The sequence below is a fragment of the Streptomyces sp. NBC_01255 genome (genome assembly GCF_036226445.1).
GTDB lineage: Bacteria > Actinomycetota > Actinomycetes > Streptomycetales > Streptomycetaceae > Streptomyces.
This window is the reverse complement of sequence record NZ_CP108474.1, coordinates 8,155,405-8,174,818: the sequence shown is the minus strand read 5'-3', so window position 1 is coordinate 8,174,818 and position 19,414 is coordinate 8,155,405. Positions and strand designations below refer to the sequence as shown.

22 protein-coding genes and 1 pseudogene are annotated in these 19,414 nt (G+C 71.8%); 14 read left to right on the top strand and 9 right to left on the bottom strand.

Annotated elements, in window-relative coordinates:
- Positions 1-130: 130 nt before the first annotated feature.
- Both OG357_RS36965 and OG357_RS36960 read right to left on the bottom strand, forming a co-directional pair.
- Positions 131-1,564 (bottom strand): sensor histidine kinase, encoded by a 1,434-nt coding sequence (locus tag OG357_RS36965; protein ID WP_329625261.1) that lies wholly within the window; start codon positions 1,562-1,564, stop codon positions 131-133.
- Positions 1,561-2,250, bottom strand: coding sequence for a response regulator transcription factor (locus tag OG357_RS36960; RefSeq protein WP_329625260.1), 690 nt, complete (start codon positions 2,248-2,250; stop codon positions 1,561-1,563). The genes OG357_RS36965 and OG357_RS36960 overlap by 4 nt, the downstream gene beginning before the upstream one ends.
- 184 nt (positions 2,251-2,434) lie before the next feature.
- Here OG357_RS36960 and OG357_RS36955 point away from each other — a divergent pair, with 184 nt between their 5' ends.
- Positions 2,435-3,805, top strand: a complete 1,371-nt coding sequence (locus tag OG357_RS36955; protein ID WP_329625259.1) for a ferredoxin reductase family protein — start codon at positions 2,435-2,437, stop codon at positions 3,803-3,805.
- A gap of 28 nt (positions 3,806-3,833) precedes the next feature.
- On the opposite strand, the gene OG357_RS36950 is transcribed toward OG357_RS36955, so the two are convergent.
- Complete coding sequence (locus OG357_RS36950; protein WP_329625258.1) at positions 3,834-4,151, bottom strand: hypothetical protein; 318 nt, start codon at positions 4,149-4,151, stop codon at positions 3,834-3,836.
- Here OG357_RS36950 and OG357_RS36945 point away from each other — a divergent pair.
- Both OG357_RS36945 and OG357_RS36940 read left to right on the top strand, forming a co-directional pair.
- Positions 4,141-4,347, top strand: a complete 207-nt coding sequence (locus OG357_RS36945; protein ID WP_329625257.1) for an FMN-binding protein — start codon at positions 4,141-4,143, stop codon at positions 4,345-4,347. The genes OG357_RS36950 and OG357_RS36945 overlap by 11 nt on opposite strands.
- 1 nt (position 4,348) lies before the next feature.
- Entirely contained in the window at positions 4,349-5,092 is a 744-nt protein-coding gene (locus OG357_RS36940; RefSeq protein ID WP_329625256.1) for an FAD:protein FMN transferase, read from the top strand.
- 28 nt (positions 5,093-5,120) lie between these two features.
- On the opposite strand, the gene OG357_RS36935 is transcribed toward OG357_RS36940, so the two are convergent.
- A complete protein-coding gene (locus OG357_RS36935) occupies positions 5,121-6,014 on the bottom strand; it encodes a LysR family transcriptional regulator (RefSeq protein WP_329625255.1) in 894 nt (297 codons plus the stop codon).
- A 211-nt stretch (positions 6,015-6,225) separates the two neighbouring features.
- Between OG357_RS36935 and OG357_RS36930 the strand changes: the two genes are divergently transcribed.
- The 4 genes from OG357_RS36930 (at position 6,226) to OG357_RS36915 (ending at position 11,586) form a co-directional block, all read left to right on the top strand.
- The gene (locus tag OG357_RS36930) at positions 6,226-7,482 is read left to right on the top strand and encodes an FAD-dependent monooxygenase (protein WP_329625254.1); all 1,257 of its coding nucleotides are present in this window, start codon (positions 6,226-6,228) and stop codon (positions 7,480-7,482) included.
- Positions 7,483-7,547: 65 nt separating this feature from the next.
- A complete protein-coding gene (locus tag OG357_RS36925; protein WP_329625253.1) occupies positions 7,548-9,818 on the top strand; it encodes a helix-turn-helix domain-containing protein in 2,271 nt (756 codons plus the stop codon).
- 141 nt (positions 9,819-9,959) lie between these two features.
- Positions 9,960-10,655: an alpha/beta fold hydrolase gene (locus OG357_RS36920; RefSeq protein ID WP_329625252.1), complete on the top strand. Its 696-nt coding sequence runs from the start codon at positions 9,960-9,962 to the stop codon at positions 10,653-10,655.
- 88 nt (positions 10,656-10,743) lie between these two features.
- Complete coding sequence (locus OG357_RS36915) at positions 10,744-11,586, top strand: alpha/beta fold hydrolase (protein ID WP_329625251.1); 843 nt, start codon at positions 10,744-10,746, stop codon at positions 11,584-11,586.
- Positions 11,587-11,688: 102 nt separating this feature from the next.
- Here the strand turns inward: OG357_RS36915 and OG357_RS36910 are convergent, their stop codons facing one another.
- Positions 11,689-12,105, bottom strand: a complete 417-nt coding sequence (locus tag OG357_RS36910; protein WP_329625229.1) for an arsenate reductase ArsC — start codon at positions 12,103-12,105, stop codon at positions 11,689-11,691.
- Between the two features lie 10 nt (positions 12,106-12,115).
- Complete coding sequence (locus OG357_RS36905) at positions 12,116-12,466, bottom strand: three-helix bundle dimerization domain-containing protein (RefSeq protein ID WP_329625250.1); 351 nt, start codon at positions 12,464-12,466, stop codon at positions 12,116-12,118.
- Between the two features lie 79 nt (positions 12,467-12,545).
- Here OG357_RS36905 and OG357_RS36900 point away from each other — a divergent pair, with 79 nt between their 5' ends.
- The 3 genes and pseudogenes from OG357_RS36900 to OG357_RS36890 form a co-directional block, all read left to right on the top strand.
- Positions 12,546-12,860 carry an ArsR/SmtB family transcription factor gene (locus OG357_RS36900; RefSeq protein ID WP_030842180.1) on the top strand — a complete coding sequence of 105 codons (315 nt, stop codon included), beginning with the start codon at positions 12,546-12,548 and terminating at the stop codon, positions 12,858-12,860.
- A gap of 40 nt (positions 12,861-12,900) precedes the next feature.
- Entirely contained in the window at positions 12,901-13,671 is a 771-nt protein-coding gene (locus OG357_RS36895; RefSeq protein WP_329625818.1) for an MIP/aquaporin family protein, read from the top strand.
- Positions 13,668-14,011, top strand: a pseudogene (locus OG357_RS36890) (NAD(P)-binding domain-containing protein); the annotation flags it as partial. The gene OG357_RS36895 and the pseudogene OG357_RS36890, both read left to right, overlap by 4 nt.
- 32 nt (positions 14,012-14,043) lie before the next feature.
- Here the strand turns inward: OG357_RS36890 and OG357_RS36885 are convergent.
- A complete protein-coding gene (locus OG357_RS36885; RefSeq protein WP_329625249.1) occupies positions 14,044-14,544 on the bottom strand; it encodes a GNAT family N-acetyltransferase in 501 nt (166 codons plus the stop codon).
- Positions 14,541-14,900 carry an ArsR/SmtB family transcription factor gene (locus tag OG357_RS36880; RefSeq protein ID WP_329625248.1) on the bottom strand — a complete coding sequence of 120 codons (360 nt, stop codon included), beginning with the start codon at positions 14,898-14,900 and terminating at the stop codon, positions 14,541-14,543. Before OG357_RS36880 ends, OG357_RS36885 begins: the two co-directional genes overlap by 4 nt.
- A gap of 126 nt (positions 14,901-15,026) precedes the next feature.
- Here OG357_RS36880 and OG357_RS36875 point away from each other — a divergent pair, with 126 nt between their 5' ends.
- Entirely contained in the window at positions 15,027-16,424 is a 1,398-nt protein-coding gene (locus tag OG357_RS36875) for an NAD(P)-binding domain-containing protein (RefSeq protein WP_443066780.1), read from the top strand.
- Positions 16,421-17,638: an MFS transporter gene (locus OG357_RS36870; RefSeq protein ID WP_329625246.1), complete on the top strand. Its 1,218-nt coding sequence runs from the start codon at positions 16,421-16,423 to the stop codon at positions 17,636-17,638. The genes OG357_RS36875 and OG357_RS36870 overlap by 4 nt, the downstream gene beginning before the upstream one ends.
- Before the next feature lie 109 nt (positions 17,639-17,747).
- On the opposite strand, the gene OG357_RS36865 is transcribed toward OG357_RS36870, so the two are convergent.
- Positions 17,748-18,323: an NADPH-dependent FMN reductase gene (locus OG357_RS36865; RefSeq protein WP_329625245.1), complete on the bottom strand. Its 576-nt coding sequence runs from the start codon at positions 18,321-18,323 to the stop codon at positions 17,748-17,750.
- A 126-nt stretch (positions 18,324-18,449) separates the two neighbouring features.
- Here OG357_RS36865 and OG357_RS36860 point away from each other — a divergent pair, with 126 nt between their 5' ends.
- Together OG357_RS36860 and rpmF are read left to right on the top strand one after the other, a co-directional pair.
- Positions 18,450-18,995, top strand: coding sequence for a MarR family winged helix-turn-helix transcriptional regulator (locus OG357_RS36860; protein ID WP_329625244.1), 546 nt, complete (start codon positions 18,450-18,452; stop codon positions 18,993-18,995).
- A 245-nt stretch (positions 18,996-19,240) separates the two neighbouring features.
- Positions 19,241-19,411, top strand: a complete 171-nt coding sequence (gene rpmF, locus OG357_RS36855) for a 50S ribosomal protein L32 (RefSeq protein WP_329625243.1) — start codon at positions 19,241-19,243, stop codon at positions 19,409-19,411.
- Positions 19,412-19,414 lie beyond the last annotated feature (3 nt).

Here is a 19,414-nt window from a genome sequence, read left to right as displayed (position 1 = left end):
CTCCCGAACAATCAGCCGACGTGGGCAGCGCGGTGCTCCCACTGGCCGACGCGGACGGGTGCGCACGAGGCCGAAGCGTACGTACGACTACGTGGCGCAGGTGCGACGCCGTCGACAGGCTCGGCGGCGACTAGAGCTCCGCGCGCGGGAGTTCCAGGGCGAAGGCGGTGGCGCCCGGTTCGCTGCGCAGGGTCAGGGTGCCGCCGTGCGCTGCCACCAGGGAGCGTGCCACCGCGAGGCCGAGACCGCTGCCGCCGCTCTCGCGGCTGCGGGCCTTGTCCACCCGGTAGAAGCGGTCGAAGATCCGGCTCTGGTCGGCGTCCGCGATGCCGGGCCCCGTGTCGGCCACGACCACCCGGGCGGCCTCCGGCGTCAGGCCCACCGTCAGGGACACGCGTGTCCCCGTGGGCGTGTGGACGGCCGCGTTGGTGAGCAGGTTGTCGAGCACCTGGCGGATGCGGACGGGGTCGAGGCTCAGGGGCAGCGGTCGGGACCCGGCGTCGAGGGTGAGCGGATGGCCGGAGTGGGCGGCGCGGAAGGCGTGGGCGGCCTGCCGGGCGAGGTCCGCCAGATCGCACGGTTCCAGGCGCAGCGGCGCGTCCACCTCCGCGGCGTCGAGCCGGGCGAGCAGCAGCAGGTCGTCGAGGAGGACGCCCATGCGGGCGGCTTCGGAGCGCAGTCGGGCGAGGTGCCTGTCGCGCTCCTCGGGGACGTTGGCGGCTGCGTACTGGAACAGGTCGGCGTAGCCGCGTACCGACATCAGCGGGGTGCGCAGTTCGTGCGAGGCGTCGGCGACGAAGCGGCGCAGCCGCTGCTCGGCCTCGGCGCGCACGGCCAGGGAGTCGTCGATGTGCTCCAGCATGGTGTTGAAGGCGGTGCGCAGCTCCTCGACCTCGGGTCCGCCGCCGGACCGGTCGGCGCGCAGCGGCAGGCGGGCCGCCGACTCGGTGAGGTCGTGCGAGGCGATGCCGTGGGCGGTGTGCGCCATGTCGCTGAGCGGTTTCAGGCCGCGTCGCAGCAGGATCCGCCCGAAGACGACGAGGGCAAGCAGGGCGACCGTGAAGGCGATCACCTGGACCGTGATCAGCTGGTCCATCGTGTCCTCGATCTCCGCCATCGGGGCGGCGCTGACCAGGACGACTCCGGGCACGACCTCGCAGGCCCGCAGCCGGTAGGCGCCCTTCCCGGCGATCTGCGCGGTGCTCGTCACATCGCCTGCGGAGTCGGCGCGCGCCTGGGCGAGGGCGGTGAACCCTTCGGTGTCGTCCGGCACGTCGGCGGGCCGGCGCAGCGCCGCCGTGCCGTCGCGGACGTCGTACACGGCCGTGTACCAGCCGTAGTACGGCTGTCGTTTGACCGTGCCGTGCTGGGCGGCGTCCTTGGCCTGGATGTTCTGTACGAGCTTCAGCTGGGCGACCTGTTGGTGTCCCAGGTAGTCGCGCATGTACGCGGTCAGGGCCGTGCCGAGGACGGCGAACGCCACGAGCGACAGCACGCCGAGGCCGAGCGCGAGCCGGGTTCCGAGGCGGAGTCTGCCGTACGTGTCGCGCAGTCGCGCGCTCATACGGCGATCTCCCTGACCACGTAGCCGAAGCCGCGCACGGTGTGGATCAGCGGGCTGCCGGTGGCGTCGAGCTTGCGGCGCAGCCGGCTGACGACCAGCTCCACGACGTTGGAGCGGCCGCCGAAGCCGTACTCCCACACGTGGTCGAGGATCTGTGCCTTGGTGAGCACGGTCGGCGACTTGCGCATGAGGTAGCGCAGCACCTCGTACTCGGTCGGGGTGAGCGTCAACCGGTCTTCTCCGCGCCGTACTTCCCGTGTGTCCTCGTCCATCGTCAGATCGGAGACGCGCAGGACGGACCGCTCGAATCCCGGCCCGGCGCTGCGCCGCAGCACGGTGCGCAGCCGGGCCATCAGCTCCTCCACGGCGAACGGCTTGACCAGGTAGTCGTCACCGCCGCGGGTCAGCCCCGCGACCCGGTCGGCGACGGTGTCGCGCGCGGTGAGGAAGACCACGGGGACCATCGTCCCGGCCGCGCGCAGCCCGTCGAGCACGCCGAATCCGTCGATGTCGGGCAGCATCAGGTCCAGGACGACGATGTCCGGGGGAAGATCGGCGGCCAGCCGCAGCGCTTCCCTCCCCGAGTTGGCCGTGACGGCGTCCCAGCCCTCGTAGCGGGCGACCGTCGCGACGAGGTCGGCGATCGGAGGGTCGTCGTCCACCACCAGCACGCGTATCTTCTCCACCCGCCCATCTTGCGGCACGCGCGCGGCGGCGTGGCCCCCGCTGATCAGGGCCGGGGCACTTCGATACGGAGTTGAAAGTCTCCTGACAGGGGATCGACAGGTCCCGGCGGTCAAGCTCTCTCCAACGACTCGATCACTCGATCACTCGATCACTCGATCAGTGCGATCCAGGAGGTTCCGGCCCGTGACCGCTGCCGTCCCCGCGACATCCGCGCCGCCGTCCCCGACGCCGGCACCGCCCGTTCCCCCCTCGGCGCTGCGCCCCCGGGTGGTGGCCCGAGCCGGCCTGTACGCCCTGCTCGCCGCGAACGCGGCGGCTGTCGCGTACTTCTTCTCCCAGGCGGGCTTTGCCTCCAACGCACTGATCGTGCTCGGCCGTCTCTTCGGCCTCTACGGCGCCCTGTTCATGGCCTTCCAGCTGCTGCTCGTCGCCCGGCTGCCGTGGCTCGACCGCCGCGTCGGCATGGACCGTCTCACCGCCTGGCACCGCGTCACCGGTTTCGGGCTGCTGTGGACGCTGGTCGGCCACGGCGTCTTCATCACCTTCGGCTACGCCCAGTCCTCCTCGCTCGGCCCGGTCGACCAGCTGATCCATCTGGCCGAGACCACGGAGGGCGTGCTGCGGGCGATCGTCGCGATGGTCCTCATCCTGGTCGTCGGAGGGGCCTCGGCCCGTTGGGCGCGGCGTCGACTCGCCTACGAGACCTGGCACTTCATCCACCTCTACACCTACGTCGCGGTGGTCCTCGCCTTCACCCACCAGGTCGCGGCGGGCACCACGTTCACCACGTCGCCGACCGCCACCGCGTACTGGTACGGCCTGTGGGGCTGCGCGCTCGGCGCGGTGTTCGCCGGCCGCGTCGCGCTCCCCCTCCGACGGAACCTCCGGCACCGGCTGCGCGTGTCGGCGGTCGTGCCCGAGTCCGACCACGTCGTCTCCGTCTACCTGACGGGCCGCGACCTCGACCGGCTCCCTGCCCTCGCCGGCCAGTTCTTCCTGTGGCGGTTCCTGACGAAGGACCGCTGGTGGCAGGCGAACCCGTACTCCCTGTCGGCCGCTCCCGACGGCACCCACCTGCGGCTGACGGTGAAGGCGTCCGGCGCGGGGTCCGCGTCCCTGCGCCACCTGGAGCCGGGGACCCGGGTCTTCGCCGAAGGCCCCTACGGCGCCTTCACCACGCTCCACCGCACCCGTCCGAACACCCTGCTGATCGCGGGCGGTGTCGGCATCACCCCGATCCGCGCGCTCATGGAGGAGCTGCACGGCCATGCCGTGCTCGTCTACCGCGTCTCCGCCCCGCAGGACGCGGTCCTCTACGGCGAACTGCGGGAGCTCGCCGCCGCCAAGGGCGCGTCGCTGCATGTGATCAGCGGCCCGCCGGCCCCCGACCCGCTGGCGCCGGACGCGCTGTCCGCGCTCGTCCCCGACCTCGCCGAACGCGACATCTACGTCTGCGGCCCGCCCGGCATGACCGATGCCGTACTGCGCGGCCTGCGCACACTCGGCGTACCCAAGCGGCAGGTCCACTTCGAACGCTTCAGCCTGGCCGGCTGAACCAGCGACACAGCAGACAACGAGGAACTCACGTGAAACGAGCACTGCCCGCTCTGGTCCTGTCCGTCGCGGCCCTGATCCCGATCTGGCGGTACACACCGTCGATCGGTTCGTCCGCCCCGGCACCGCCGAGCCCGGCGGAGGCACTGCCCCCGCCCGCGCCCTCGTCGAACTCGGCCGCTCCGCCGGCGTCCTCATCGGACTCCTCATCGAACTCCTCCGCACCGCCGGATTCGTCGCCCGGATCGTCCGCCCCGCCGACGAGCGCCGCCCCCGGCCCCCAGGTGATAGCCGGGTCGACGGTCCCGACCGAGAAGGGTGACGTCCAGGTCGAAGTGACACTCACCGCGGGCCGGATCACTGCGGTCCGGGCCCTCAAGGCGCCCCCGCACCCGCAGACCACGGCGGCCCTCCCGAAGCTGGTCGAGGCGACTCTCGAAGCGCAGAGCGCCGACATCGACGCGGTGACGGGGGCCACGATCACCAGCGACGGCTACCGGGAATCCCTCCAGGCGGCCCTCGATCTGAAGAGCGGCGCCTGACGTGAACCGGGTCGAGCACGTCATGGGCCTGCCGGTCTCCCTGCGCATCGACGACGCGTACGTCCCCGAGGGGGCCGCGGACGCGGTCTTCGCCTGGCTGCGCGAAGTCGACGCGCGGTTCAGTCCGTTCAAGCCCGGCAGCGAGGTGTCCCGCCTGAACCGGGGCGAGCTGGGCACCGCCGATGTCAGCGCGGACCTCGCCCATGTCCTGGAGCTGTGCGAGGAGTACCGCAGAGCGAGTGGCGGCGCCTTCGACGTACGGCTGCCGGGCCGGGGGCTCGACCCGTGCGCCGTCGTCAAGGGCTGGTCGGTGCAGCGCGCCGCGGAGCTGCTCACGGCGGCCGGGGTGCGGAAGTTCTGCCTGACCGCCGGCGGCGACATCGTTGCCGCCGGCGGCCCCTGGAGGGTGGGCATTCGCCACCCCGGGGACGCGGGCCGGGTCTGCGCGGTCCTGGAGCTGACCGACGCGGCGGTCGCCACCTCCGGAAACTACGAGCGAGGCGCCCACATCCTCGACGCCCGGACCGGTCTCCCCGCCACCGGTCTGCTCTCCGTCACCGTCGTCGCGCCGACGCTCACGGAGGCGGACGCGACGGCGACGGCGGCGTTCGCGCTGGGCGCGGAGGGTGTCGCGTGGGCGGCCGGGCGGCCGGACTGCGAGGTGTTCGCCGTCGACGCGGCCCGGAAGGTCCTGCGCACGCCGGGGCTGCCCACGCCGCGCACCCCCGTGGGCGGCGCCGCCTGATCGACGCCGCCTGATCAAGGGAACGGCGTCACGCCCCCGGTCGGTGGGACAGCTCCGTCCACAGGTCGAGATAGGCCCGCAACGGCGCACTCTGCCGGGTTCCCACGCGCCAGACGAACACCTTCCGCAACCGGATGGCGGGCTCCAGCGGCACGACGACGAACCGCGGGTCGGCGGTGAGAACGGGACTCGCGTGGGAGGTCAGGGCGACACCGATCCCCTCCGCGACCAGCGCGACCTGGAGGGCGACGTCGTTCGTCGCGTACGCGATGTCCAACCGCAGCGCCTGCTCGGCGAAGGCCTCCCGGATGTACGCGTGCACTCCGCTCTCGGGGCTGTAGCTGATGACCGGGTTCCGGACCGCCTCGTCGAGGGTCATCGGACGGTCCGCTGGCCGGCTTCCGGCCGGGAGGACGGCAACGATCCGGTCCTCCAGGAGCACCCGCGACGCGACGCCGGCGGGCTCACCGTCCGGCGGTCCCGCGACCACGGCCGCGTCGATCTCCCCGGCACGCACCTTCGCGAGGAGAGACGGGCTCGACGCCCCGAGGAGTTTCACCGCGACCCTCGGGTACCGGCGGTGGTACTCCCCGAGCAGCCGGGGAACGATGGTGCCCTCCAGCCCGCCGACGGTCCCCAACGCGAACGAGCCGCTGAGCAGACCGGAACGGTCGGCGAACTCCCGGACGGCCGACGCGGCCGCCGCCAGGCAGGCGCGGGCGTGCGGCAACAGGGCGGCGCCGCCGGAGGTGAGAACCACCTGCCGGGGCCGCCGTTCGAACAGCGGCTCGCCCAACTCCTTCTCCAGGGCCTGGATCTGCTGACTGATCGCGGGCTGCACGACATGGCACCGGGCCGCCGCCCTGGTGAACGACCGCTCCTCCGCCACCGCGACGAAATACTCAAGTGTACGGAGCTCCATGACCGCCAAAATATCAACTCCGGCGGTGTACGCCTGAATTGTGTGAGCCGCGGGCGGAACCGAGGCGGGCCCGGTACGAACGACCGGTGCGATCAGTGATCGTGACAGCCGGCATCACCGCTGTGTATTGGACATGCGCGGCCGGTGTCCCGAGGCTGGTGACAGACGGTCGGCCGGCCCCGTGGCCGCGGCGAAGGGCGAAGGCAGACGCATGCGAGTGACCGTGGTCGGCGGAGGCATCGCCGGGCTGACCTGTGCTCTGAGCCTGCACGCCGCCGGCTTCGAGCCACAGGTGCACGAGGCGGCACGGACGGTCGAAGCGGTCGGCGTGGGGATCAACCTGTTGCCGCACGCCGTCCGGGAGCTCTCCGAACTCGGCCTCGGCGACAAGCTGGCCTCCGCCGCGTTGCCCCCGCGTCGGCTGAGCTATCGCGACCGGACGGGCGAGGTGGTCTGGGAGGAGCCGCTGGGACGGGCGGCCGGCTACCACTGGCCGCAGTACTCCGTCCACCGCGGCCGGCTGCAGATGCTGCTGCTCGCGGCCGTACGGGAGCGCCTGGGCCCGGACGCGGTCCGCACCGGCCTGCTGTTCCAGCGGTTCGAGGAGACCGCGGGCGGCGTCCGAGCCCGCTTCCTGGACCGGTCGAGCGGGCTACCGGTGGTCGAGGACGCAGACGTGCTGGTCGGCGCCGACGGCATCGGCTCCGCCGTCCGCGCCCAGCTCTACCCGGACGAGAACGTCCCGCGGTGGAACGGCGTCCACATGTGGCGTGGCGTCGCACCCCACCCGCCCGTCCTCGACGGCCGTTCGATCGTGGTGGCCGGGGGCACCCCTGGCGAGAAGTTCGTCGCCTACCCGATCGAGGACGCGGCGACCGCCGGCGGCGAGGCCCTGATGAACTGGGTGCTGGAGGTTCGGCATGGACCTTCCGCCCCTCCCCCGGACGGCACCGCCCGTCGCATCACGGCAGCAGAGGCTCGCTCCGGGCTGTCGTCCTGGAACCTGCCGTGGATCGACGTCGTGACGCTCGCCGAGCGCTCCTCAGCGATCTTCGAGTACCCGATGATCGACCGCGATCCCCTGCCGCGCTGGAGCTTCGGACGCGTCACGCTGCTCGGAGACGCCGCACACCCGATGTTCCCCATGGGCATGAACGGCGGATCGCAGTCCGTCGTCGACACGCGTGTACTGGCCTGGTGCCTGGCCCGGGAGAACGACCCCGTGACCGCACTCCGCCGCTACGACCGGGTGCGCCGGCCGGCCGTCAACGCGGTGGTGCTGGCCAACCGGAACCTCGGACCGGAAGAGATCATCGCGCGAACCGAGGCCCACGGCGGGGCACTGCCCGCCGGGCAGGCCGAGACGATCGCGACCGGCTACCGGAAGCTGACCCGGGCCACCGTGGTCCAGGTCAACACCCACTCGTCCTGGACGGTCCCGCGCGGGGCCACGGATCCGGCGCACTGAGGGCCGCATCTGTCCGTGCACGGCCTGTGGCCCGTGCTTTCGCCGCTCATCGGGAGTGTGACTGCATGGAGGGTACGGGCCGTCCGGGTTTCGGGGAGGTGCTGCGTGGTCACCGTCGCGCGGCACAGCTGACGTTGGAGCAGCTGGCAGAGGTCTCGGGCGTCAGCGCCCGGACGCTGTCGGACATGGAGCGCGGACGGAGCAAGGGCCCTCAGGCCCGTACCGTCACCGCCCTGGCGGATGCACTGAAGCTGGATGACGGCGGCCGCGAGCGGCTGATCGCGCTGGCGCGCGACGGCCGGCTGCGGGACCACTGGGCGCGGCGGGGCGGCCTGTGCGAACTACCGCGGATCGTCGAGGACTTCACCGGCCGCGCCGGGGAACTGATCTGGTTGAGCGAGCTCGTGTACGCCGAGCGTTCGCCGGGTGTCGGTGTGGTGGGGCTCATCACCGGCTCCGCCGGCCTGGGGAAGACCACGTTGGCCGTCCGTGCCGCCCATACGGTGCGGCCGAGCTTCCCCGGCGGGGTGCTGTTCCTCGATCTGTTCGGCATGTCCCGGCGGCCGGTGACCGCCGACGACGCGCTGCGCCAACTGCTGCGCGCGCTCGGTGTCGCCGACCAGCAGGTCCCGGGCGATCTCCAGGAACGCGCCTCCCTGTACCGGTCGTTGTTGCGGGACAGGCGCGTGCTGGTCGTCCTCGACAACGCCGCGTCGGAGGAACAGGTACGTCCGCTGCTGCCGGGAGGGGGTACCAGCAGGGCACTGATCACCACGCGGCGGTTACTGGCGGGCTTGGAAGGGGTCCGCAGACTCGTCCTGGGCCCCCTTCAGGTGCCGGAGTCCACGGAGCTGCTGACCGGGATTCTCGGCGAACGCTCCGCGCACGACGAGGTGCCGACGCTCACCCGGCTCGCCGAGCTGTGCGGCGGGCTGCCCCTGGCACTGCGGATCATCGGGAACCGGTTGCTGAGCCGGCCGGACTGGGATGCCGCCCAGCTCATCGCCCGGCTGGCGGACGAGGGGCGGCGGCTTGAGCAGTTCAAGGCCGGCGACCTCAAGATAGCCAACGCGTTCAGGCTGTCGTACGAGCAACTCGCGGACTCCACACGCCAGGTGTTCCGGAGCCTCGCCGTGGTACCCGGACGGGACTTCGACGCCGCTCTGACGGCCGTCGCCGGGGGAACACCGATCGCGGACGCCTGGGACGCACTCGACGAGCTCGTCGACCTCGGACTGTTGCAGGACAGCACCGACGGCCGGTACCGCTTCCATGACCTCGTCCGCCTGTTCGCCCGCGACCGGCTCCTGGAGGAGCAGTCCGAGGCCGGGCGGCAGGCACTGACGGAACGGGTGACGTCGTGGCTGCTGCGGATGGCCACCCTGTCCGGGCGGTGGTTCGAGCCCGGGTACGGCCGTCCCGACCGGTCCGATCCCGAGCTCGCCGTCCTGTCCTCCGAGGAGGAGGCCGACGGGTGGCTGCGGGTGAACGTGGACAACTGGCTGGGTGCGATGCGGGCCGCGGCGGGAAGCGGCGGCCGGCACTCTCTCGTCCTCGACTGCGCGGAGTCGATGCACTGGTTCTCCGACCGGTGGCTGCACAGCCCGCACTGGCAGGAGGTCTTCACGCTGGGTGCGGAGGCCGCGGCCGCCCTCGGGGACCTGGCGCAGCAGGCCACCCAGCTGAACTATCTGGCCTGGGTCCACTCGGTGCCGCCCGGTGACCCGGGGGCCGTCCTGCGGTACGCGGCCGAGGCGCGGGAGCTGGCCACCCGGTCCGATGCCACTTCGCAGATCGCCTGGGCACACGAGTACACCGCTGACGCACTCCTCATGCTCGGCCGACACGACGAGGCCATCGAGTCGTCCTCCCGGGCGGCCGAGATGTTCCAGGCCATCGGCGACATCGACTCCTACGTCCAGAGCAACGCCGCCATCACCAGGTGCCTTTTCGACGATGGGCGCTACGCCGAGGCTCTGGAGCGTTACCTCGAACTGCTCGCCGTGCTGGATGACCCCGAGTCGGGGATGACACCGAGCGTCGTCGTGCACAGTCGGCCCCTGGCGCTGCTGCGCATCGGCTCCTGTCTCCGGTACCTCGGTCGTCGTACGGAGGCGATCACCGCGCTCGTCGAGGGAATCGATCTGGTGGACAAGCTCCGGGCATCCGACTACCGGCAGGCGGACGCTTTGGAGACGCTGGCTTCCCTGCTGGCCGACGAGGGGCGCACCGACGAGAGCGACCGTGCCTACGGGCGGGCGGCGCAGATCTTCGCGTCGATCGGCGACACCGAGGCGAGCAGCCGCTGCCGGGCCTTGGTGACCGGCACGGCCTGACGCGGACGGGACGAAGGGCACGGCCGTCGGCCGTCGGCCGCCAACTCTGCATGCTGCTCTGCGTGTTCACCGGCCCCGTGGACGACTTGGATGGAGGCGCCGGACGGGCATCGGGCCCGTCCCGCCAGAGCGGAGATGCCCATGGCAACCATCAGGAACATCGTGCTCGTGCACGGTGGCTTCGTGGACGGGTCGGGATGGCGGGAGGTCTACGACCACCTGACCGCCGACGGCTACCGGGTGGCCGTCGTCCAGAACCCGACCGAGTCGCTGGCCGGCGACGTCGCCGCCACCCACCAGGTGCTCGACCGCCTCGACGGCCCGGCCGTGCTGGTCGGCCACTCGTACGGCGGGGTCGTCATCACCGAGGCCGGCAACCACCCGGGCGTCGCCGCGCTCGCCTACATCGCCGCCTTCGCACCGGACAAGGGCGAGTCTGTCGGTTCCCTGATCGCCGACCCGCCGCCCGGTGCGCCGGTTCCGCCGATCCTGCCGCCCACGGACGGCCGCCTGCTCCTGGACCGGGACAGGTTCGCAGTCTCCTTCGCCGCCGACGTCCCCGAATCGACGGCCGCGTTCATGGCCGACTCCCAGGTCCCCTGGGGCGTCGACGCCCTCGAAGGGGCGGTCTCCGAACCAGCCTGGCAGAGCAAGCCGTCGTGGTACCTGGTCGCCACCGACGACCGCATGATCCCGCCGGCCGCTCAGCGCGCCATGTCCGAGCGCGCCGGCGCGATCGTCACCGAGACCCCCGGCAGCCACGCCGTCTACGTCTCCCGCCCGGCGGTCGTGGCCGCCGTCATCGCGCAGGCCGCGCACGGCGTCAGCACCCCCTAGGGACTGCCTTTCGGCTTCCGCGCCGAACTCTCGGGCCGACACCCGCGACCGGACGAGACACTCCACCCCGACCACTCTGGGAGTCCCCATGGATCCTGAGCTCACCCGCCGTCGAGTCCTCGCCGGCAGCGCCGCGGTGGCGAGCACGGCAGCACTGCTGGGACCGCTCTCCTCGGCAGCCTCCGCCGCCGCCCCCTCCGGGGCCGGGGCCGGGGCCAAGCCGACCGTCGTGCTGGTGCACGGCGGATTCGCCGACGCCTCCTGCTGGAACGGTGTCATCGAGCGGCTCCAGGACGCCGGCTACCCGACGATCGCCCCCGCAAACCCGCTGCGCAGCCTGCCCGGCGACGCCGCCTACATCGCCAGTGTCCTTCGCTCGATCAGCGGCCCGGTCGTCCTGGTCGGCCACTCCTACGGCGGCGCCACCATCACCAACGCCGCCGCCGGTGCCTCCAACGTCAAGGCACTCGTCTACGTCGCCGCCTTCGTCCCCGACAAGGGCGAGCAGCTCGGCGTACTGATCAACAAATACCCCGGCAGCATCATCGAGGCCGCGACTCGGGGCGTCCCCTACGACGCCCCCGACGGCACCACGGGTGTCGACCTGTATCTGGAGGCCGACAGATTCCGCGCCGCGTTCGCCGCCGACCTGCCGGTCGCCACCACCCGGCTCATGCAGGCCACCCAACGCCCCTTCAGCGCCACCTGCTTCACCGACCCCACGGCCTCCACCGCCTGGCGCACCATCCCCTCCTGGGGCCTGGTCGCCGACGCCGACAAGGCCATTCCGCCCGCCCTGCAGCGCTTCTTCTACGACCGGGCACGCGCCCGCCACGTCGTCGAGGCGCGGGGGGCGTCCCATGTCGCCATGATCAGCCATCCGCGCACCACGACCCGCCTCATCGAGGCCGCGGCCCGGACCACCGGCTAACACTCGACGGCTTCGCCTCGGCCCGGCCCTGAGGGGGCCGAGGCGAGCCCGTACCAACGCGGCCGGCGCCCGCTCACAATTGTGGCCGGTCGGTCACTGAGGTCACGCCTCCTTCTTCGCGTCGATCTCGGCGATGAGGCCCTCGATGAGGACCTTGATCTCGTCGCGGATGGGGCGGACGGCATCGACGCCCTGGCCGGCCGGGTCCTCCAGGGCCCAGTCGAGGTACTTCTTGCCCGGGAAGATCGGGCAGGCGTCGCCGCAGCCCATGGTGATGACGTAGTCGGACGCCTGGACGGCCTCGGTGGTCAGCACCTTCGGCTTCTGGTCGGAGATGTCGACGCCGACCTCGGCCATGGCCTCGACCGCGGCCGGGTTGACCTGGTCGCCCGGGATCGAGCCGGCGGAGCGGACCTCGATGCGGTCGCCGGCGAGGTGGTTCAGGAACCCGGCGGCCATCTGGGAGCGGCCGGCGTTGTGGACGCAGACGAAGAGCACGGAGGCGAGCGGAGCGGTCATCGGTTCTTCCTTAGGCAGGGATGGAGCATGGCGCGGGGACGGGAAGCTTCAGGTGCCGGACAGGGTGTCCAGCAGGGTGGTGATACGGGTGTCGATGGCGTCGCGGATCCCGCGGCCGGCCACCGGTGGCGATGGGGTTCTCGGGGTGCACCAGTGCGTCCGGGCGCTCGGCGGCGAACCGCTCCGCGAGCACGACGAGGTGGGTGCGGACGTGCGCGTTCGCGGCGAGCTGCTCGTAGGAGTCGGCGATCAGCCGCTGTACCGTCTCCACGGAGTACCGGCCCTGGTGACGCACGGCGAGGCGGGCGACACCGGCCGCGAGACGTTCGTCGGGAAGGACCGGGTACGAGGACTCGGCCATGGCGAGAACCCCCTTCGGCGGGTTCAAAGAGATCAGCCCAGGCTGGTATCAGCTCCGGGTGATGTGAGAGTATCAGCACATGATGACGTCAGTCGATACTGATCTGATCCGGGTTCTGGGTGATCCCCTGCGCCTCCAGATCGTGACCCTGCTCGCCCGCGAGACGCTCTGCACCACCCACCTGGTGGAGGAGACCGGTGCCAAGCAGACCAACCTCTCCAACCACCTGAGAGTGCTGCGCGAGGCCGGGGTCGTGGAGACCGAGCCCTGCGGCAGGTTCACGTACTACCGGCTCAAGCCGGACGTCATCGAGCAGCTCGCCGGGCAGTTCGCCGCACTCGCGCAGACCGCGCGCCTTACCGCCGAGGCGAACTTCAAGCGCTCCTGTCCCTGACCCTCCCCCCTTGCCTCACCTGCCCGAGGAGACCCTGCCCGTGACCGCCACCAAGCCCGCCGCGAGCGACGCCATAGCTACCGACACGTCGCCGCAGCCCGCGCCCGGCGCCACCCCGCCCCGTACCCCGCTCGTCGCCCGCGCGGCCGCCGAGCTCGTCGGCACCGCCGCGCTGGTCGCGATCGTCGTCGGCTCCGGCATCCAGGCCACCGACCTCACCGACGACGTCGCCCTGCAGCTCCTCGCGAACTCCACCGCCACCGTCTTCGGGTTGGGCGTCCTGATCGCGCTCCTCGGCCCGGTGTCGGGTGCCCACTTCAACCCGGCCGTCACCCTGGCCGAGTGGTGGACCGCCCGCCGTGGAGGCGCGGGCGTGAACGGGCGCGAGCTCGCCGTGTACGTCCCCTCACAGGTCGTCGGCGCGATCGCGGGCGCGGTGCTGGCGGACGCGATGTTCGGCGAGCCGCTGGTGAAGTGGTCCACGCACGACCGCTCGGCAGGCAACCTGCTCCTCGGCGAGGTCGTGGCGACGGCCGGCCTCATCCTGCTGATCTTCGGCCTGGCCCGTACCGACCGGCTCCGCTTCGCACCCGTCGCCGTGGCTTCGTACATCGGCGCGGCCTACTGGTTCACCTCGTCGACCTCGTTCGCGAACCCGGCCGTGACGATCGGCCGCGCCTTCACCGACACGTTCGCGGGCATCGCTCCCGCCTCCGTCCCCGCATTCATCGGCATGCAGATCATCGGAGCGGTCGCGGGACTGGCCCTGGTCGCGATCATCTTCATGCGCGGCAAGACGACCACCGAGTGACACAGGTCGCGAACGTTGTGGTGATCGGCGGCGGCCAGACCGGGCTCGCCGCCGGCTACCACCTGCGCCGCCTCGACCTCGACTTCGCCATCCGCCGCCGCAGTCGGGCGAGACGTACCGGGACGCGGCGCACGTCGTCTCGTACCTCACCGACTACGAGCGGCGGTACGAGCTTCCCGTCGTCCGATCGGTCAGGGTCGAAGCGGTCCACCGGGACGGCGAGTTCCTGCGCGTGGAGGCCGACGCCGGCAGCCGGCGGGCCCGTACGGTGATCAGCGCGACCGGCACCTGGTGGCGCCCGTCCATCCCCGTCCCCGGCCGTACGGAGTTCAAGGGCGCCTAACTCCACGCCGTTGAGTACCGCCGCCGCGCTCACACCACGGTGCTGCGGCGCTCGATGAGGACGGTGTCGCGCCAGACGCCGTGATGGCGGCCGATGCGTTCACGGGTGCCGATGATCCGGAAGCCGGCCCGCCGGTGGACGGCGAGGCTGGCGGTGTTCTCGGGGAAGACGCCGGACTGGATGGTCCAGATGCCGGCCGCTTCGGTGGAGTCGACGAGGGCGACGAGGAGCGCGGAGGCGACGCCCCGGCCCCTGGCGTCGGGGTGCACGTACACCGAGTGCTCGATCACGCCCGCGTACGCGCACCGGTCGGAGACCTTGGTGGCGGCGACCCAGCCGAGCACCGTCCCGTCGGCATCGAGGGCGGCGAAGCGGTGCTCCGGCAGCTTGGCCACGTCGAACTGCTCCCAGGTGGGGGCGGTGGTCTCGAAGGTGGCGTTGCCCTCGTCGATGCCGGCCTGGTAGATCGCGACGACCTCGTCGGCGTGTGCGGCGGTCAGGGGCACGACGACGGTGGTCGCGACGGTCATGCGGCGGCCGCCTTGGTGAGGAGCGCACCCATTGCAGCGAGGACGGCGGGCTCGACGCGGTAGTAGACCCAGGTCCCGCGCCGCTCGGAGGAGAGCAGCCCGGCCTCCTTCAGCTTCTTCAGGTGATGGGAGACGGTCGGCTGCGAGACGCCGACGTCGGAGATGTCGCAGACGCACGCCTCGCCGCCCTCGTGCGAGGCGACCGCCGAGAACAGGCGCAGCCGGACCGGATCGCCGAGCGCCTTGAACATCTTCGCGGTCCGCTCGGCCTCCTCGGCGTTCAGCGGGCGCTCGGTGAGCGGCGGGCAGCAGGGGGCGACCTCGGGCTCAAGGAGCGGCAGCGCAGCATTCGACATGTATCTATGTTGACACACATCGAACCAGGCGCCCAAGGGGTGCCCGGGATCCGCTCCACTTCGATGAATGTCTATGTTGACGAGTGTCGATGCAGGTGCCATGCTTGCGGCACAAGGGATCGACAGATGTCGAAACAAAGGGGAATCGTCGTGAACACCACCGCCACCGACCAGCTGCCCGTCGTGGTCATCGGGGCCGGGCCCGTCGGCCTGGCCTCCGCCGCCCACCTCGTCGGGCGTGGCCTCGAACCGCTGGTTCTCGAGGCGGGGCCGGTGGCTGGTGCGGCGGTACGCGAGTGGGCGCACGTCCGTCTCTTCTCCACGTGGGGCGAGGTCACCGACCCGGCTGCCGAGAAGCTCCTGGCCCCCACCGGCTGGGTGAAGCCCGACACGACGACGTACCCGACGGGCGGCGACTGGGCGGCCGACTACCTCCAGCCGCTCGCCGACGTCCTCGGCGACCGCGTCCGCACCGGCGCCATGGTCACCGGCGTCTCGCGCGCCGGCCGCGACCGCATCGTGGACGCCGACCGCGACGCCCAGCCGTTCGTCGTCCACGTCGCCCACGCCGACGGCCGGGAGGAGCGGCTGTTCGCCCGCGCGGTGATCGACGCCTCCGGCACGTGGGTCACCCCGAGCCCGGCAGGCGCGTCCGGTCTCACCGCTCTTGGCGAGAAGGCCGCCGCCGACCGCGTCACCTACCGTGTCCCCGACCTCAAGGACCCGTCCGTCCGAGCCCGTTACGCGGGCAGGCGCACCGCCGTCATCGGCTCCGGCGCCTCCGCCTTCACCGCCCTCGCCTTGCTCGCAGACCTTGCCAAGGCCGAGGACGGCGCGGGGGCGAAGGCCGTGTGGATCCTGCGCCGGGGCATCTCCGGCTCCACCTTCGGCGGCGGCACGGCCGACCAGCTCCCCGCCCGCGGCGCACTGGGTCTCGCCGCGAAGGCCGCGGTGGACGAGGGCCACGCCGACGCCGTCACCGGCTTCCGTACGGAGGCGATCGAGCGCGACGGCGACCGTCTGGTCCTCGTGGCCGAGGACGGCCGCCGGCTCGACCCGGTCGACGAGGTCGTCGTCCTCACCGGCTTCCGCCCCGACCTCTCCTTCCTCTCCGAGCTGCGCCTCGGCCTCGACGAGCGCCTCCAGGCCCCGGTCGAACTGGCCCCGCTGATCGACCCCAACCAGCACTCCTGCGGCACCGTCTACCCCCACGGCGTGAACGAGCTGTCCCACCCGGAACAGGGCGTCTACCTCGTCGGCATGAAGTCCTACGGCCGCGCCCCCACCTTCCTCGCCCTCACCGGCTACGAGCAGGTCCGCTCCGTCGTCGCCGCCCTCGCGGGCGACCGGGAGTCGGCCGAGCGCGTCGAACTCGTCCTCCCGGAGACCGGAGTGTGCGGCGGCGCCGGCCTCTTCGACCAGCCGGACACGGAGCAGACCGCGGACGGCGGAAGCTGCTGCGCTCCCGCCCCCGCGCTCATCCCGCTCGGCACCACGACCCCGGCGCCCTCCTGCGGCTCGTGACCGACCTCGACACCCGTACGGACGGGGCCGCGACCGGAACGGGGGACGGGTCGCGGCCCCGCGCCGTGCTCCCCGCCCTCTGCCTGACGCAGATCACCGGCTGGGGGATCGTCTACTACGCCTTCCCCGTTCTGCTCTCCCGCATGACCGCCGACACCGGCTGGTCCGTCGGCGCGACAACAGGTGCGTTCTCGCTGGCCCTTCTCGTCTCGGCGGCGGCAAGTGTGCCCATCGGCCGGATCCTGGACCGGCGCGGCCCGCACCTCGTCATGACGGCGGGCTCCGTCCTCGCGGTGGTCGCCGTGCTCGCCGTGGCGGCGGCCCCCAACCTGCCTGCCTTCTACGCCGCCTGGGCCCTCGCGGGCATCGCGATGGCAGCCACCTTCTACCACCCCGCCTTCGCCGCCCTCACCCGGTGGTGGGGGCCCGATCGCGTCCGGGCCCTGACGATCGTCACGCTTGCCGGCGGCCTCGCCTCCACCGTTTTCGCCCCGCTCACGGCCGCGCTCGCCGAACACCTCACCTGGCGCAGCACGTACGTCGTCCTGGCGGGCGTCCTCGCCCTCGTCACCATCCCTGCCCACGCCCTCGCCCTACGGGCCCCCTGGCCACCCCCGCCCCCGGGTCCCGGCCCCGAACAGCCGACCGGGAAGGACGACACCGCCCGCAGCAGCCCCTTCGTCCTGCTCGCCCTCGCGTTCACGCTCTCCGGCTTCGCCATGTACGCGGTCGTCATCGGCCTCGTACCCCTCCTCGAAGAACGCGGAGCGAGTCCGACCGCCGCAGCCTGGGCCCTCGGTCTCGGCGGCGCCGGCCAGACCCTCGGCCGCACGCTCTACGCCGCCCTCGCCGCCCGCACCACCGTCACCACCCGCACCGCCGCACTGATCGCCCTCGGCGGCGCCACCACCGCGGCACTGGCCCTGGTCCCCGGCCCCCTCCCGCTCCTGGTCCTGCTCTCCGTCCTCGCCGGAGTCGTCCGCGGCAACCTCACCCTCCTCCAGGCCACCGCGGTCACCGATCGCTGGGGCGCCACCCACTACGGCCGCCTCTCCGCCCTCCTCACGGCCCCGGCCACCATCGCCGCCGCCCTTGCGCCCTGGGCCGGCGCCATCCTCGCCGGACCCCTCGGCGGCTACAGCGGCCTCTTCCTCGCCTTGGCCGGAAGCTCAGTCGTGGCAACCCTCCTGGCGATGAGAACGGGTCCGAGATAGCAGCCGGGTCTACCGGAGGGCACCCTTGTCGATCACTGCTCACCGCCCCTACCAGGACGACTCGGCAGGCCCGTACCGGAAGGCGAGGTAGGCGCTGCAGCGAGCCCGGTCAGGCTGCGGCGGTCGCGGCCGTACGCAGGGGCGCGAGTGCGGTGCTCCAGGCGATGACCTGGTCGAGCATCGCGTTCAGGGCCGGCAGGTTGTAGTCGCCGGGTTTGAAGACCCGGTAGTTCTCGAACTCGGTGATCAGCGACAGCGGGACCTGCTGGCGTACGTCGGCCATCTGGAGCTCGCCGGCGACCAGGCGCAGCTGCTCGACCGCACGGACTCCGCCCACGCCGCCGTAGGACACGTAGCCGACCGACTTGTTGTTCCACTCGGCGTAGAGGAAGTCGAGGGCGTTCTTCAGCACGCCCGGGATGCCGTGATTGTACTCCGGCGTCACGATGACGAACCCCTCGAATGATGCGATCTTGTCCGCCCACTGCCGGGTGTGCTCGTTCTGGTAATGGCCGAGCGACGGCGGCATGGGTTCGTCGAGGTGCGGCAGTGGGTAGTCGCGGAGGTCGAGGAGTTCGAACTCGGCGTCGGTGCGGCGTGATGCGATGTCGAGCACCCAGCGGGCGACCTGTTCACCGTTGCGGTGGGGACGGGTGCTGCCGAGGATGATGCCGATCTTGAGCATGACGGGCCTGGCCTTCCTCGTTCGCGGTGCTTGTTTCGAGGCACCTTGCGGAAGTGTGCTGCCCGGTAGATGGTCTGCCAGGCAGACGATCTATTCAACAACGGGTCGAAAGGTATGATTCCTGTCATGGGCAGCAGCACGCCGACCGCGTCAGTCGCCGGGTGTGGCGACCTCACCGAGGACTTCGGGTTCTCGCTGATGGCGGTGGCGCATGCCTATCGCGCCGCTGTCTCCGCGGTGCTCGAGAGCGTCCCGCAGGGCGCGCGTGGCTACCAGACGCTCGCCGCCGTAGTCGAGGGGGACGCACCCAATCAGCTTGCCCTGGCCGGCTATCTGCGGATCGACCGCACCGTAATGACCTACCTGATCGACGAGCTCGTGGCTGCCGGGCTGGTCGAGCGCCGGCTCGACCCTGCCGACCGGCGCCGACGCAAGATCGTCGCGACCGGTCACGGCATCGACACCGCCCGGGAGCTACAACGGCGGGTGCGAGAGGCGGAGGACGGGCTCCTCTCCGCGATCGACGAGGACGACCGCGAGCTGTTCCGCACCCTGCTGCAACGAGTCGCCCGCAGCCTCGGCGACCTCAAGCCGTGCGACGCCGACACCGACACCGACACCGACACCGACACCGACCGCCGCGACGATGCACCCGGCCGGCAGTCCACCTGAGGACCCGCCGAGTGTCGTTCGCCGTGGCTCCGCCACCGACCGAGCGGCTCACACCGTCTGCCACCGTCACGTCGGTGGCCGAACTGCCCGGATGCCGCGCACCGGCGTAGGCCTGGACGCCCCTTGCATGGGCGGCCCCCTGGACTCCGCACAGCTCACCGCCAGCGAATTTCCAGCTAATTGAAAACGGTCGTCGTTTTCATATAGGCTCACGCCGAACACCCTCGACACCTCAGGAGATCCCGATGGCCGTCCCCAAGCGGAAGATGTCCCGCAGCAACACCCGCCACCGCCGGGCCCAGTGGAAGGCCACGACGGCGCAGCTCGTCCCGATCACGGTCGACGGCTCCGTGTACCAGGTCCCGCAGCGCCTGGTGAAGGCGTACGAACGCGGCCTGCTGCACCCTGAGGGCTGAGCC

Bases quoted from the DNA above. Each gene is read 5' to 3' on its own strand.
- OG357_RS36965 (WP_329625261.1), bottom strand. From the start codon at position 1,564: ATGAGCGCGCGACTGCGCGACACGTACGGCAGACTCCGCCTCGGAACC.
- OG357_RS36935 (WP_329625255.1), bottom strand. From the start codon at position 6,014: ATGGAGCTCCGTACACTTGAGTATTTCGTCGCGGTGGCGGAGGAGCGG.
- OG357_RS36930 (WP_329625254.1), top strand. From the start codon at position 6,226: ATGCGAGTGACCGTGGTCGGCGGAGGCATCGCCGGGCTGACCTGTGCT.
- OG357_RS36925 (WP_329625253.1), top strand. From the start codon at position 7,548: ATGGAGGGTACGGGCCGTCCGGGTTTCGGGGAGGTGCTGCGTGGTCAC.
- OG357_RS36920 (WP_329625252.1), top strand. From the start codon at position 9,960: ATGGCAACCATCAGGAACATCGTGCTCGTGCACGGTGGCTTCGTGGAC.
- OG357_RS36915 (WP_329625251.1), top strand. From the start codon at position 10,744: ATGGATCCTGAGCTCACCCGCCGTCGAGTCCTCGCCGGCAGCGCCGCG.
- OG357_RS36910 (WP_329625229.1), bottom strand. From the start codon at position 12,105: ATGACCGCTCCGCTCGCCTCCGTGCTCTTCGTCTGCGTCCACAACGCC.
- OG357_RS36905 (WP_329625250.1), bottom strand. From the start codon at position 12,466: ATGGCCGAGTCCTCGTACCCGGTCCTTCCCGACGAACGTCTCGCGGCC.
- OG357_RS36900 (WP_030842180.1), top strand. From the start codon at position 12,546: ATGATGACGTCAGTCGATACTGATCTGATCCGGGTTCTGGGTGATCCC.
- OG357_RS36885 (WP_329625249.1), bottom strand. From the start codon at position 14,544: ATGACCGTCGCGACCACCGTCGTCGTGCCCCTGACCGCCGCACACGCC.
- OG357_RS36880 (WP_329625248.1), bottom strand. From the start codon at position 14,900: ATGTCGAATGCTGCGCTGCCGCTCCTTGAGCCCGAGGTCGCCCCCTGC.
- OG357_RS36875 (WP_443066780.1), top strand. From the start codon at position 15,027: ATGTCGAAACAAAGGGGAATCGTCGTGAACACCACCGCCACCGACCAG.
- OG357_RS36865 (WP_329625245.1), bottom strand. From the start codon at position 18,323: ATGCTCAAGATCGGCATCATCCTCGGCAGCACCCGTCCCCACCGCAAC.
- OG357_RS36860 (WP_329625244.1), top strand. From the start codon at position 18,450: ATGGGCAGCAGCACGCCGACCGCGTCAGTCGCCGGGTGTGGCGACCTC.
- rpmF (WP_329625243.1), top strand. From the start codon at position 19,241: ATGGCCGTCCCCAAGCGGAAGATGTCCCGCAGCAACACCCGCCACCGC.